Annotated in this window: 13 protein-coding genes; 5 read left to right on the forward strand and 8 right to left on the reverse strand. The window is 62.1% G+C overall.

The genetic code is table 11. The features are described from left to right. Window positions 1-2: 2 nt before the first annotated feature. From ilvA to ilvG, 5 genes are all read right to left on the reverse strand, one after another. Complete coding sequence (gene ilvA / locus G5182_RS08520) at window positions 3-1,523, reverse strand: threonine ammonia-lyase, biosynthetic (protein ID WP_167570662.1); 1,521 nt, start codon at window positions 1,521-1,523, stop codon at window positions 3-5. A 3-nt stretch (window positions 1,524-1,526) separates the two neighbouring features. Then, entirely contained in the window at window positions 1,527-3,368 is a 1,842-nt protein-coding gene (gene ilvD / locus G5182_RS08525; RefSeq protein WP_421254327.1) for a dihydroxy-acid dehydratase, read from the reverse strand. Window positions 3,369-3,511: 143 nt separating this feature from the next. After that, window positions 3,512-4,456, reverse strand: a complete 945-nt coding sequence (locus G5182_RS08530; RefSeq protein ID WP_227341748.1) for a branched-chain amino acid transaminase — start codon at window positions 4,454-4,456, stop codon at window positions 3,512-3,514. Window positions 4,457-4,468: 12 nt separating this feature from the next. Beyond that, window positions 4,469-4,747: an acetolactate synthase 2 small subunit gene (gene ilvM / locus G5182_RS08535; protein WP_005342011.1), complete on the reverse strand. Its 279-nt coding sequence runs from the start codon at window positions 4,745-4,747 to the stop codon at window positions 4,469-4,471. Further along, complete coding sequence (ilvG, locus tag G5182_RS08540; RefSeq protein WP_227341747.1) at window positions 4,744-6,390, reverse strand: acetolactate synthase 2 catalytic subunit; 1,647 nt, start codon at window positions 6,388-6,390, stop codon at window positions 4,744-4,746. Before ilvG ends, ilvM begins: the two co-directional genes overlap by 4 nt. A gap of 384 nt (window positions 6,391-6,774) precedes the next feature. On the opposite strand from ilvG, the gene G5182_RS08545 reads away from it, so the two are divergent. The 3 genes from G5182_RS08545 (at window position 6,775) to G5182_RS08555 (ending at window position 10,287) form a co-directional block, all read left to right on the forward strand. After that, window positions 6,775-8,289: a YifB family Mg chelatase-like AAA ATPase gene (locus tag G5182_RS08545; RefSeq protein WP_227341746.1), complete on the forward strand. Its 1,515-nt coding sequence runs from the start codon at window positions 6,775-6,777 to the stop codon at window positions 8,287-8,289. A 126-nt stretch (window positions 8,290-8,415) separates the two neighbouring features. After that, window positions 8,416-9,315 carry an acyltransferase gene (locus G5182_RS08550; protein WP_005339610.1) on the forward strand — a complete coding sequence of 300 codons (900 nt, stop codon included), beginning with the start codon at window positions 8,416-8,418 and terminating at the stop codon, window positions 9,313-9,315. A gap of 6 nt (window positions 9,316-9,321) precedes the next feature. Then, window positions 9,322-10,287, forward strand: coding sequence for an acyltransferase (locus tag G5182_RS08555; protein ID WP_227341745.1), 966 nt, complete (start codon window positions 9,322-9,324; stop codon window positions 10,285-10,287). Here the strand turns inward: G5182_RS08555 and G5182_RS08560 are convergent. Beyond that, window positions 10,212-10,718 carry a DUF523 domain-containing protein gene (locus tag G5182_RS08560; RefSeq protein WP_227341744.1) on the reverse strand — a complete coding sequence of 169 codons (507 nt, stop codon included), beginning with the start codon at window positions 10,716-10,718 and terminating at the stop codon, window positions 10,212-10,214. The two genes, G5182_RS08555 and G5182_RS08560, sit on opposite strands and share 76 nt — an antisense overlap. Continuing rightward, a complete protein-coding gene (locus tag G5182_RS08565) occupies window positions 10,715-11,365 on the reverse strand; it encodes an NUDIX hydrolase (protein WP_005339607.1) in 651 nt (216 codons plus the stop codon). The genes G5182_RS08560 and G5182_RS08565 overlap by 4 nt, the downstream gene beginning before the upstream one ends. A 74-nt stretch (window positions 11,366-11,439) precedes the next feature. Between G5182_RS08565 and G5182_RS08570 the strand changes: the two genes are divergently transcribed. Both G5182_RS08570 and pncB read left to right on the forward strand, forming a co-directional pair. After that, the gene (locus tag G5182_RS08570) at window positions 11,440-12,075 is read left to right on the forward strand and encodes a nicotinamidase (protein WP_005357452.1); all 636 of its coding nucleotides are present in this window, start codon (window positions 11,440-11,442) and stop codon (window positions 12,073-12,075) included. Between the two features lie 89 nt (window positions 12,076-12,164). Further along, complete coding sequence (gene pncB / locus G5182_RS08575; protein ID WP_005342020.1) at window positions 12,165-13,343, forward strand: nicotinate phosphoribosyltransferase; 1,179 nt, start codon at window positions 12,165-12,167, stop codon at window positions 13,341-13,343. Between the two features lie 72 nt (window positions 13,344-13,415). Here pncB and G5182_RS08580 read toward each other — a convergent pair whose 3' ends face one another. Continuing rightward, on the reverse strand, window positions 13,416-14,024 hold the full coding sequence (locus G5182_RS08580) for a thiol:disulfide interchange protein DsbA/DsbL (RefSeq protein ID WP_005339604.1): 609 nt from the start codon (window positions 14,022-14,024) through the stop codon (window positions 13,416-13,418). Window positions 14,025-14,114: the final 90 nt, after the last annotated feature.

Below are 14,114 nucleotides of genomic sequence, written 5' to 3' on the forward strand. Positions count from 1 at the left end.
CATCAACTAGCCAGGAATAGCCGGTAGGCGGGGTCGTCGCTCACCTCTTTCCAGCCGTAGCCAATCTCGCGCAGGTAGTCGTGGAAGGCTGCCACGTCTTCATCCGGCAGCTCGAAGGCGCAGAGCACGCGGCCGTAGTCGGCACCGTGGTTACGGTAGTGGAACAGGCTGATGTTCCAGCGACAACCCAGTGTCTCGAGGAAGCGCATCAGGGCGCCAGGCTGCTCCGGAAACTTGAAGCTGTAGAGACGCTCACCAAGGGGCCGGGCCGGGCGGCCGCCAATCATGTAGCGCACATGATTCTTGGCCAGCTCGCTCTCGGTCATGTTGACCACTGGATAGCCGTTGCCACCGAGCTGATCGATGATCTGGCCGAGCTCTTCGTCACCGCCGGTGAGGCGCACCGAAACGAACAGCGACGCCTGTTCGGCATCGGCGTAGCGATAGTTGAACTCGGTCACCATGCGGGGGCCAAGCTGACGACAGAAGTCGAGGAAGGCCCCCTTGCGCTCGGGGATGGTCACCGCCAGCATGCCCTCGCGCTTCTCGCCGATCTCGCAGCGCTCCGACACGTAGCGCAGGCTGTGGAAGTTAACGTTGGCGCCGGAGAGAATGGCCGCCATCCGCCCCCCTTTGACCTGCTCCCGCTCGCTGTAGGCCTTGAGGCCCGCCAGCGACAGGGCCCCCGACGGCTCGGCGATAGCACGGCAGTCGTCGAAGATATCTTTCAGTGCGGCGCAGATCTGGTCGTTGGAGACGGTCACTACCTCGTCCAGATACTGGTTGCACAGGCGGAAGGTCTCCTCGCCGATGCGCTTGACCGCCACCCCGTCGGCAAACAGCGAGACCCGCTCCAGATTGACCGGCTCACCGGCCGCCAGCGCGGCCTTGAGGCAGGCGGAGCCCTCAGCCTCCACCCCGATCACCTTCACATCCGGCAGCAGCTGCTTGATATAGACCGCCACCCCGGCAGCCAACCCGCCACCGCCCACCGGCACGAACACGTGGGTGAGGTGGGTATCCTGCTCCAGCAGCTCTTTGCCGATGGTGCCCTGCCCGGCGATCACCTCGACGTCGTCAAACGGCGGGATCAGGGTGTAGCCCTCCAGCTCGGAGAGGCGGCGACTCTCGCCATAAGCCTCGTCGAAACTGTTGCCAAACAGCATGACGTTGCCGCCCTGCCGGCGCACCGCGTCGATCTTGATGTCCGGCGTGGTCTTGGGCATCACGATGATCGCCTTGATGCCGAGCTTGGCGGCCGAAAGGGCGACCCCCTGCGCGTGGTTGCCGGCGGAAGCAGCGATGACGCCACGCGCCTTCTGCTCCTCGGTCAGGGTGGCGATCTTGTGGTAGGCGCCGCGCAGCTTGAAGGAGTGGACCGGTTGCAGATCCTCCCGCTTCAGGCTGACATGGTTACCGAGCCGCTCGGAGAGTTTCTTCAGGGTTTGCAAGGGGGTCACCCGCGCCGCCTCATAGACGGGGGAGAGCAACACCTTGCGTAGATAATCCGCCGCAGAGACCATGATTTATTCCCCCAGCATCGAGCGATCGCGAACCGCGCCCTTGTCGGCACTGGTGGCGAACATGGCGTAGGCGCGCAGGGCAAAGGAGACCTGACGCTGACGATCGAGCGGCTTCCAGCCCCGAGCCTCTACGGCGATACGGCGGGCGGCCAGCACGCTGTCGGCCACCTCCAGCACCATGCTGCGGGCCGGGATGTTGATGCTGATGATGTCGCCATCCTCCACCAGACCTATGGTGCCACCAGAGGCAGCTTCCGGCGAGACGTGGCCGATGGAGAGACCCGAAGTACCGCCGGAGAAACGGCCATCGGTGATCAGGGCACACGCCTTGCCGAGGCCCATGGATTTCAGATAGGTGGTGGGGTAGAGCATCTCCTGCATGCCCGGCCCCCCTTTCGGCCCTTCGTAGCGGATCACCACTACCTCGCCTGCTTTCACGGTACCATCGAGGATGCCGTTCACCGCGCTCTCCTGACTCTCGAACACCCGGGCCGGACCACGGAAGGTGAGGTTCTCCTCATCCACCCCGGCAGTCTTGACGATGGCGCCGTTGACCGCGAGGTTGCCGGAGAGCACTGCGAGACCGCCCTCCTGGCTGTAGGCGTTATCCAGCGAGCGGATGCACCCTTCGGCTCTGTCCAGATCCAGCTCTGGCCAACGACAATCCTGACTGAACGCCTTGGTGGTGCGGATACCGGCAGGGCCGGCACGGTAGAAGTCCACCACCTCCTGACTCGGCTGGCGGCTGACGTCATATTCATTGAGCTGTTCGACAAGAGAGCAACCCAGCACGGTGCGAGTATCCCCATGCACCAGACCCGCTTTTTCCAGCTGGCCCAGAATGGCGACCACGCCACCGGCGCGGTGCACATCTTCCATATGGTACTTCTGAGTGGAGGGCGCCACCTTGCAGAGCTGTGGCACCTTGCGCGACATGCGGTCAATATCGGCCATGGTGAAGTCGACGCCCGCCTCCTGCGCCGCTGCCAGCAGGTGCAGCACGGTATTGGTGGAGCCACCCATGGCGATGTCGAGCGCCATGGCGTTCTCGAACGCCGCCTTGGTGGCGATATTGCGCGGCAGTGCCGAAGCATCGTCCTGCTCATACCAGCGCTTGGCCAGCGTCACGATGCGCTGGCCCGCCAGCTTGAACAGCTGCTCGCGATCGGCGTGGGTTGCCAGCATGGAGCCGTTGCCCGGCTGGGAGAGGCCGAGCGCCTCGGTCAGGCAGTTCATGGAGTTGGCGGTAAACATGCCGGAGCAGGAGCCGCAGGTGGGGCAGGCACTGCGCTCCACCTGTTCGCTCTGGGCGTCGGAGACCTTGGGATCGGCCCCCTGAATCATGGCGTCCACCAGATCCAGCTTGATGATCTGGTCGGAGAGCTTGGTCTTGCCCGCTTCCATCGGGCCGCCGGAGACGAAGATCACCGGAATGTTGATGCGCAGGGCAGCCATCAGCATCCCCGGGGTGATCTTGTCGCAGTTGGAGATACAGACCATGGCGTCGGCGCAGTGGGCGTTGACCATGTACTCCACCGAGTCGGCAATCAGCTCTCGCGATGGCAGGGAGTAAAGCATGCCACCGTGGCCCATGGCGATGCCGTCATCCACGGCGATGGTGTTGAACTCTTTGGCCACCCCGCCGGCAGCTTCGATCTCGCGGGCCACCAGTTGCCCCAAGTCCTTGAGGTGGACGTGACCCGGTACGAACTGGGTGAAGGAGTTGACCACGGCGATGATGGGTTTGCCGAAATCCTGATCGGTCATTCCGGTGGCACGCCACAGGGCGCGGGCCCCGGCCATGTTACGTCCGTGGGTGGTGGTGGCGGATCTCAACTTCGGCATGTCTCTACTCCCTGAATGCCCATATGGGCTCGATGCGTTATGCGGTGATGATACGAGTGGATCGGAATCGATCCTGGTGAAGACTCCTATGGGAAGCACTCACCGGAAGCGACTCGGGGAGGCTCCGCGCCTCCCCTCTCTCATCAGTCGTTGACGGGTGTCAGCCAACCCCACTTGTCCTCGGTCTGGCCGTTGAACAGACCGAAGAAGGCATTCTGCAGCTGCTCGGTCACCGGGCCACGGCTGCCAGCGCCCACCGTCATCCGATCGACGGAGCGCACCGGGGTCACCTCGGCGGCGGTCCCGGTCATAAAGATTTCGTCTGCGACGTACAGCGCCTCACGGGGCAGCGCCTGCTCGCGCACCTCGTAACCCAAGTCACGCGCCAGCGTCATGATGGTGTCACGGGTAATGCCGGGCAGGATGGCGGCGGTAGCAGGTGGAGTGAAGAGTACGCCGTTCTTCACCAGGAACAGGTTCTCACCCGCCCCTTCGCTCAGGTAGCCATTCACGTCCAGCGCCAGCCCCTCGGCGAAGCCGTTGCGCTTGGCCTCGCGGCTGATCAGCTGGGATGACAAATAGTTGCCGCCCGCCTTGGCGCCGGTGGGAATGGTGTTGGGCGCGAGCCGGTTCCATGAGGTGACGCACACATCCACCCCGTTTTTCAGCCCCTCTTCCCCCAGATAGGCGCCCCAGGGCAGGGCAGCCACTATCAGATCAGCCTTGGCATCCAGCGGCGGATGCAGCCCCAGCCCCACGTTGCCGACAAAGGCCAGCGGGCGCAGGTAGCCGCTCTTCAGGCCGTTCTCGCGCACCACGGTGCGGCAGGCTTCATTCACTTCGGACTCGCTGTAGGGGACGTCCATCCAGTAGATTTTGGCGGAGTCGAACAGGCGGCGAGTATGCTCCTGCAGACGGAAGATGCAGGTGCCTTTGGGGGTATCGTAGGCTCGTACCCCCTCGAACACCGAGGAGCCGTAGTGCAGGGCGTGGCTCATCACGTGCACCTGGGCATCCTGCCAGGGCACCAGTTTGCCGTTGAACCAGATGTATTGCGGGTGAGTGGCAGATTGGGAAGGCTGTGACATTGGCTTGGCTCCTTAAGCTCTGATCCGGGGTTGCTGTTCCAGTGCATCGACCCGGGAGACGTCCACCAGCTTCACCAGCTGGCTCCACAACTGCTGGATGGGACGCACCGACTCGACAGTAACCGTGATCCGCAGCTGTTGGCAATCCTGCTCCATATTCAAGGCGCAGAGATTGAAGCCGCGGTGACGCACCACCCGCAGCACCCGCTCCATCACTTCGGGTCTGGGCTGGGCGTGGATATGCAGGGTGTGTTGTGCAAATGCTGGCTGGGCAAGGGTGTGCGGGTTCATGGGCGTTGCTCCATCATCTGGTGGTTGGCGACTCCCGGCGGAACCAGGGGCCAGACGTTTTCTTCCTCTGAAATAGCCACATGCAGCAAGTAGGCACTCTCGCTTGCCAGCAGGCGATCGAGGGCGCCGGCTATCTGCTCCTTGCATGTGATGGTTTCGCCGGGGATGCCGAAGGCGGCAGCCAGGGCGACGAAATCGGGGTTGTCGGAAAGGATGGTCTCGCTGTAGCGGCCGTCGAAGAATAGCTCCTGCCACTGGCGCACCATGCCGAGGCGCTGGTTGTCCAGCAGCACCATCTTCACCTTGAGTTGGGCGCGGCGGATGGTGCCAAGCTCCTGCACGTTCATCATGAAAGAGCCGTCGCCGCTCACCAGCACCACTTCATCATTGGGGCGCGACATCTTGGCCCCGATGGCGGCCGGCAGACCGAAGCCCATGGTGCCGAGACCGGCGCTGGAGAGGTGGTTGCGCGGACTGGTGAAGCGCATGTGCTGGGCCACCCACATCTGGTGCTGACCCACGTCGCAGGCGACCACGCTGCTCTCCGGCAACCTAGCGGAGAGCTGCTTGAGCAAAGCCGGAGCGTAGATGGCATGACCGGGATGGTCGTAGCGAAAGGCATATTCGCGGGCCATGGCGGCGCAGTGCTCACGCCAGGGGGCGATGTCGAGAGTCATGGCGAAGCGCGGCAGCACCTGTTTGAGATCCGTGGTGATACCCACCTCGGCGGCGCGGCGCTTGCCGAACTCGGCAGCATCCACATCGAGATGGATCACCTTGGCTTCGGGGGCGAACTCCTCCAGCTTGCCGGTCACCCGATCATCGAAACGGGCGCCCACCACCAGCAGCAGATCGCACTGCTGCACCGCGTAGTTGGCGGCCTTGGTGCCGTGCATGCCGAGCATGCCCAGATAAACGGCGCTATCGGGGTCGAGCGCGCCAATCCCCTTGAGGGTGGTGACCGCAGGCATGCCGGTTGCGGCGGCAAAGTCACGCAACTGCTGCTCGGCATTGGCCATACCCACCCCGCCACCGACGTAAAGCACCGGACGCTCGGCGGCAGCCAGCAGGGTGCGGGCCGCGGCCAGATCCGAGGGATTGAGCACCTCCGGCTCTTCCACCGCAAACAGCGGGCTCTGGGGAGGCACTGCGGCCAGCTGCACATCCTTGGGCAGGTCGATCAGCACAGGCCCGGGGCGCCCTTCGGTGGCGATGGCGAAAGCTTCTGCCAGCACCCGCCCCAGATCAGCGGCATCGGTCACCATAAAGGAGTGCTTGGTACAGGAGAGGGACATGCCGAGCACGTCGACCTCCTGAAACGCATCGGTGCCGATGGCGGAACAGGGCACCTGACCGCTGATGGCCACCAGAGGCACCGAATCGAGCAGCGCCTCCGCCAGACCGGTCACCAGATTGGTGGCGCCGGGGCCGGAGGTGGCGATGCAGACTCCCACCTGACCGGAGGCGCGGGCATAACCCACCGCCGCCATGGCGGCACCCTGCTCGTGGCGACAGAGCTGATGGGCCAGACCACCGTCATACAGGGCATCGTAGACCGGCATGATGGCCCCGCCCGGGTAACCAAACACCTGGGTCACACCCTGTTTTTTGAGAGCCTGTACCAAAAACTGCGCGCCGTTCATGTGGAAAATCCTGTCCTTTGGTCGAAAAAAAACCCCCGGGCTGTGAGGCTCGGGGGTCGCTTGTTTCGTTCTGTCCGGTGGTGGGTCTATCCCTTGTTCCGTGCAGCTAAACGAGCCCCGAGCGGTGAGATAATAATCACCACTAGGACCACAATAATGCTGACGAAACGGGAGGCCATGTTCATAGTTACAACCGGAAATCCTGTGAAATTGGGGCGGTTTCTACCGCGAATGGCTATTAGAACTAGCACGGTGATTTTTATTGGGCAAGCCTTTTTTCTGTGACAACCCACTGATTTTGGCTATTCCCCAGCCGGAACTCTGGAATAAAAAACCAACAACAAGCAGTTAGTCAGAACATATATCAACTCAAGGACGGGATTTATGTCATTAGCTGTGGTTTATAGCCGTGCCAGCCTCGGGATCGCGGCCCCGCAAGTTACAGTGGAAGTTCACCTCTCCAACGGCCTGCCTGCCTTCAACATGGTCGGCCTGCCGGAAACCTCGGTGAAGGAGTCGCGAGACCGGGTGCGCAGCGCCCTGCTCAACGGCAATTTCGAGTTCCCGAGCAAACACATCACAGTCAATCTGGCTCCCGCCGATCTACCCAAGGAGGGGGGCCGCTTCGATCTGGCCATCGCCATCGGCATTCTCGCTGCTTCCAAGCAGATACCGGCAAAATACCTGCTCGATCATGAATTTTTGGGGGAGTTGGCCCTGACCGGCGAAATTCGCCCCGTGCTCGGGGTGCTGCCCGCCGTGCTCGCCTGCCGGGATGCGGGGCGCACTCTGCTGGTACCGCGGGAGAACGGCCCCGAAGCGTCCCTCATTCAGGATGCCGAAGTGCGCACCGCCCATCAGCTGCTGGCCGTCACAGCTTGGCTGGCAGGCCAGTACGAACTGCCGCTGCCGGATCCCCAAAGCGCGGAGAGCCTGCCCAATGTGCCGGACCTGCAGGATGTGATCGGCCAGTCACAGGCCAAGCGGGCGCTGGAGATCGCCGCCGCCGGCAGCCACAACCTGCTGTTCATCGGCCCGCCCGGCACCGGCAAGAGCATGCTGGCGAGCCGATTGCCCGGCATTCTGCCGCCGCTCAGCGAGCAGGAGGCGCAGCAGACCGCCGCCATCCACTCCATCGGCGGCCTCACTCCGCGCGCCGGTCACTGGCACCACAGACCCTATCGCACGCCCCACCACAGTGCCTCCGCAGTAGCGCTGGTGGGCGGCGGCAGCCACCCAAGGCCCGGCGAAATATCGTTGGCCCACAACGGGGTGCTGTTTCTCGACGAGCTGCCCGAATTCGAGCGCAAGGTGCTCGACTCCCTGCGCGAGCCACTGGAGACGGGGCACATCACCATCAGCCGGGCCGCCCGCCAGGTGGATTTTCCCGCCCGCTTCCAGCTGGTCGGCGCCATGAATCCCAGCCCCTGTGGCCACTATGGCGACGGCCAGACCCGCTCCAGCCCGGATCAGATCTTGCGCTACCTCGGCAAGCTCTCCGGCCCCTTTCTCGACCGCTTCGATCTGACTGTGGAAGTGCCACTACTACCCAAGGGGAGCCTGACCGGCAAGGCGGAGCGGGGGGAGTCGAGCCAGCAGATCCGCGATCGGGTACTGGTGGCACGGGAGCGCATGCTGAGTCGCAACGGCAAGCTCAACAACCTGCTGGATAGCCGTGAGATAGAGGATATTTGCCGCCTATCACCGCAAGATGCCGAATTTTTGGAGAACGCCATCCAGAAGCTGGGGCTCAGCATCCGGGCCTGGCATCGCATCCTGCGGGTGTCACGCACCATCGCCGATCTGGCCGGGCAACCCGCCATCGGCAAGGAGCATCTTATCGAGGCGCTCGGTTATCGCGCCATGGACCGGCTGCTGTCGCGACTGCGCAGCAGCTGACAGAAGGGAAAGGGTGAGTCCAACCCCGTAACGGCTCTGAATGGTCTCACGGGCAATCGGCTGATATTATGGCCACAGATCTGACCACTTGATGGCCCTTTATCGACAGCAAGACGGACCCGACTCATGCCCAACAAGCTGACAGAGCGACTGCGCGGCAGCCTCTCCACCCTGCTCTATTTTTTCAACACCCTCTTCTGGTTTGTCCCCATCTTTTCGCTGGGTCTGCTCAAGCTCCTGCTCCCCCTCAAGGGATGGCGCACCCTCTGCAACTGGCTGCTGGATGGCTGTGCCAGCTGCTGGATCGGTTTCAACAATCTGATCCAGAAAACCATCATAAAAACCCCTTTCGAGGTGGTCGGAGTGGACAAAGGGCGCCGGAATGAGTGGTATATGGTGATTGCCAACCATCAATCCTGGGTCGACATACTGGTACTGCAGCGGGTTTTTAACCAAAAAATCCCCTTCCTGAAGTTTTTCCTCAAGAAAGAGCTGATTTGGGTACCTTTTCTCGGTCTGGCATGGTGGGCGCTCGACTTCCCCTTCATGCGGCGATATTCCAGGAAATTTCTGGAAAAGCATCCCCATCTGAAGGGAAAAGACATAGAAACAACCCGTAAAGCCTGTGCCAGGTTCCGCCACATTCCGGTGAGTGTGATGAACTTCGTCGAAGGCACCCGCTTCACCAAGGGCAAACATCAGAAGCAGGGTTCGCCCTATCGTCACCTGCTCCACCCGAAAGCAGGCGGCATCGCCTTTACCCTGGCAGCCATGGGTGACCAGTTGCATCAACTGGTGGATGTCACCATCGCCTATCCGGACGGCATTCCCAGCTACTGGGACTTCATGTGTGGCCGGGTCGGGCAAATCAAGGTTCAGGTCCGCTATTTGCCGATCGACCGCAAGCTGGTGGGGGATTACTTCAATGACCCCGAGTTCCAACAAGAGTTTCAACAGTGGTTGAACGGGATCTGGCACGAAAAGGACCAGACCCTGAGCCAACTGCTGGCAACCAAGGCGCAGTAAACATTCATGCTATCCCTGCTTCCCGGCCCGCTGGTGCTGATCATCAGCGCGGGCCTGACCATCCTTTTCACCGCCTTGTGCGCCAGTCTGATCCTGCTGGTGTCGCTGGCCAAACTGTTGCTGCCGATCCCGGCCTTTAGCCGCGCCTGCAGCCGGCTCAACAACCGCTTCATGCGCCTGTGGCTGGCCTGCAATGCGCTGGTGATCCGCCTCACTACCCGCATTGACTGGCAGGTGGAGGACAACACCCGACTGCGCAAGGATGGCTGGTATCTCATCATCAGCAACCATATGAGCTGGACCGATATCGTGGTGCTCGGTCACCTGTTCAGGGATAGGTTGCCGGTGCCCAAGTTCTTTATGAAGCACGAGCTCATCTACATCCCGCTGCTGGGGCTCGCCTGCTGGGGGCTCGATATGCCCTTTATGCGCCGCTACTCACGGGAGTTTTTGCTGAAGAACCCGCACCTGCGCGGCAAGGATATCGAGACCACCCGCAACGCCTGCGAGAAGTTTCGCCACATCCCCACTACCGTCATCAACTTCGTGGAAGGGACCCGCTTCACCGAGCAGAAACGGGACGCATCACGCTCCCGCTATCGTCACCTGATGCCGCCCAAGGCGGCGGGGCTGGCCTTCACGCTGGCCGCCATGGGCGAACAGTTCGACAGCCTGATCAACGTCACCATCCGCTATCCGGACAACGCCGAGACTCCGTTCAAGGACTTCCTGATGGGGCGGGTAAAACGCATTCAGGTGCGGATTGAGGAGCTGCCGGTGAATGAACAGCTGATAGGAGATTACTTCAACGACAAGCAGTTCAAACGCGGTTTTCAGGAGTGGCTAAACCAGCGCTGGCAGGAGAAGGACGAGGTGCTGGAGGGGTGGCAGAGCGGTCAGTCACCGCTGCCGGTTGCCGCCAAATCCGGGGAGGAATCCAAAGAAAGCGCAGAAGCCAACTCGGCCAACTGATCTTCGGAAAAGACTGCAATCCCGTGGCGGCGCAGCAGAGCAGTGGTCTTGCCCTCGCCCGCCACAGAAACACCTTCGAAGCGGCCGTTATAGATACGGCCGCTGCCACATGAGGGGCTCCCCTCTTTCAGCAAGGCGAAGCGAATGCCCTGCGCCTGACAGAGCGCGAGGGTCAGCTCGGCGCCGCGATCAAACTCGGCGGTCACATCCATCCCGCTCGCCGTCACTACGCGCTCGCCCTGTCGCTCGGCAGGGGGGCGTGGGGTCGGCAAACCGCCCGCCACTTCGGGGCAAAACGCCAGCACCCGTCCTTCGGCTCCCAGCGCACTCAGCCAGTCGCTGACGATCCCCTTGCTCTGACCGTCGTAACGCACCGGCTGACCCAGCAGGCAGGCACTCACCAGCACCTTGTGCACACCGGTCTCACTCATGCTTCCGCTCCGTGCATCACCTGATCGAACATCACGCAGCAGGGGCTCTCCAGCCGGTAGAGGATGGCAGGACGCTGTTTGCCGGTGCGCTTGCGGCCGGTATCTACCAGAATGTCGGCGCGATGGATCCGCTTGCGAAATGCCGCCGTATTCATGGGTGTTTGCAGGATGATTTCGAAGGCGCGCTGCACCTCGGAGAGGGTGAACTCGGGCCCCAGCAGTTGCAGCGGCAGGGTGCTGTAGCGGCTCTTGATCCGCAGCCGCTCCAGTCCCTTGGCGATAAGCTGGACATGGTCGAAGGCGAGGCTCAGCCCCGGCAGGTTGGCGAGCGGATGCCAGCAACCGTGGATCGCCTCCACTTCCGGATCCACCAGACAGAGATAGACCAGGGTCGTGGACCAGCCGCGGGGATCCCGCTCCAGATTGCCGAGAGTGCAGACCTGCTCGCTGTAGCAGTGACCAAGCCCCCACTCCGCCAGTAGACGGCGCTGGGCGGCATCGAGATCCCGATCCCGGGTCTCGTCGATGCGCAGCGCCGGCAGTTGCCAGCAATGGGCAAAGGGGGGGCGATCGCGGGTCTCGAGCAGCAGCTCGAGCCGCTCCTCATGCAACCGCAGCACCACCATATCCAGACTCATTCTCAGCATGCCGATCGCCCTGCTCGCCTTCCATTAATGTTTGGTAGATAATATCACACGAATAGTATGTGCAGGAGCCAATCATGGGAACCGTCGCCAGCCTGGATATTGATGCGCAGAAGGGCTTTACCCCCCTCTGCCCGAACGAACTGCCCGTCGCGGGCGGTGATGATATTGTGGCTGCGCTCAACGCTCAGGCCACCCTCGCCACGCTGCGGATCGGCAGCAAGGACTCTCACCCTGCCAATGCCGACTGGGCCGTCTCTGACCCCGCTGGCATGCTGCTGCCGCTGGATCTGCCCAACGCCGACCTCACCTGGCCGGTGCACTGCGTACCGGGCAGCAAGGGCTTCGAGCTGCTCGACGGCCTGCCCGCTCCCATCGACTATGACTTCTTCGTCTGGAAGGGGGTCGAACCGGATCTCCATCCCTACGGCACCTGCTTCCACGACCTGGCCGAACGGCGCAGCACCGGACTCATCGAATTCCTGCAAGCCCGCAAGGTCGATACCGTACTGGTCGGCGGCCTCGCCACCGACTACTGTGTCAAAACCAGCGTGCTGCAACTGCGCCGCGCCGGTTTCCGGGTAATCGTCCATCTCGATGCCTGCCGTGGCATTGCACCCGCGACGGTTGCCAGCGCCCACACCCAGATGATCGAGGCTGGCGCCGAACTGGCCCAGACCCTGATCGATGTACAACGCCTGCTGGACGCCTGATATGCCCCTCATCCTCACCAGCCTGTCCGATAGCGGCGCCTGCAATTTACCTATGCAACTGGCGTTCGCCCGCCTGCGGGGAGCCTGATATGCCACCGATTCTTACCAGCCTGCTCGACACCGACGCCTACAAGCTGCATATGCAGCAGGCGGTGTTCCATCGCTATCCGGATGCCGAGGTGGTGGCCGAGTTTCACAGCCGCAATGAAGAGGATCTGCTGCCCATGATGGGGCAGATCGAGGAGCAACTGCGCCTCGCCGGTTCCCTGCGACTGACTAGGCCAGAGCTCGATTTTCTGGCCGAGCGCCCCTTCTTCACCCCTGACTACCTCGACCACCTGCGCCGCAAGCCGCTCGACGCCTCCCTGCTCAAGGTGTTCGAGCAGGATGGCCGCATCAATGTGCGGGTCGAGGGGCCCTGGCAGGATGTGATCCTGTGGGAGATCCCGGTGCTCGCCATCATCAGCGAGATGCGCAACCGCTTCCGCTATCCCCAGTTCGGCGTCAGCCACGCACTGGAGCGGCTCGATCAGAAGATCGACAAGCTGGAGAAGGAGCTGAGCAGCGATGAGATGAGCGAGTTCAACCTCATCGACTTCGGCACCCGCCGCCGCTTCTCTCACGCGGTACAGGATGCGGTAGTGGGTCGCCTCAAGGAGCGGCTGCCGGCGTTTCGCGGCACCAGCAACTACATGCTGGCCCAGAAGTACAAGCTGCCCGCGGTCGGCACCCAGGCCCATGAGTGGTTCCAGGCGCACCAGCAGCTCGGCTTCCCGCTGGAGCACAGCCAACGCGCTGCCCTCACCAGCTGGCTGGACGAGTTCACCGACCATCTCGGTATCGCCCTGACCGACTGCATCACCATGGATGCCTTCCTGCGGGACTTCGACTTCGAGCTGGCCAGCAGCTATCAGGGCTTGCGTCACGACTCCGGCGATCCCGTGGTGTGGGGCGAGAAGGCGATCAGCCACTATCAGCGCCTTGGCATCGACCCCACCGACAAGACCCTGGTCTTCTCCGACGGGCTCAACCTCGACAAGGCGGTGCAGCTGTTCCGCCACTTCCGTGGCCGCATCAACACCAGTTTCGGCATCGGTACCAAGCTCACCTGCGATCTGCCCGGTGTCAGCCCGATGAACATCGTCTTCAAGCTGATCGAGTGCAATGGCGGCCCGGTCGCCAAGATCTCCGACAGCCCAGGCAAGACCCTCTGCCGGGATGCGGAGTTTATCCGCAACCTCAAACAGGCGTTCCACGTCGGGGTCTGATCTTCCCGAACACCAGAAAACAAAAAGCCCGCCGGTTCGCACCGGCGGGCTTTTTTATCGACTCAAGGGGTATCAGTCTTTCTTGGCCAGCAGGAACTGCACCAGCTTGTTGAACTGCTCTTGAGAGGTGATGGATTCAATCTTCACCATGTACTTGCCGTTCACCAGGAAGGCCGGTACACCGCGAATGTTGTAGCTCTCGGTGTTGCGATCGAACTGGGAGACCATGCCAGAGACGGCAAAGCTGTCGACGGCACCGTCGAACTCTTCAGCCGGTACGCCGTTGTCCACGAAGATCTTCTTCACGTCGTCACGGCTCATCGGCGGCTGACGCTGGGTGTGGATCTTGGTGAAGATGGCCGGAGTCAGCTTGGCTTCGGCATTGAGCAGGCTGGCAACGGCGTAGGCACGCTGCATCTCGGGGCCCATCTCGCGGCCGAGGAAGGCAACCGGGTTCTTCTTGAGGGGCACACCCTCTGGCAACCCGGCCTTCAACTGTTCAACGATCGGTTCGAAGGTAGCGCAGTGCGGGCAGTAGTAGGAGAAGAACTCCATCACTTCCGGCTGGGCACTGCCAGTCTGTTTGACCACATCGTAGTTGACGCCTTCCTTGAACTCGGGGGCGGCGTGAACCATGGGGATCATCAGCATGGCAGCAAGGAAAAATAGAACTTTTTTCATGATGTTTCCTGTTAAGGGATCACTGTGAGGCACGCCCGGCGAACCGAAGCAGTGCCAAGCCTATTGTTTCGCCATGCTGACGTCAATGGT

This window comes from Aeromonas sp. 600948 (assembly GCF_049174875.1).
GTDB lineage: Bacteria > Pseudomonadota > Gammaproteobacteria > Enterobacterales > Aeromonadaceae > Aeromonas > Aeromonas veronii_A.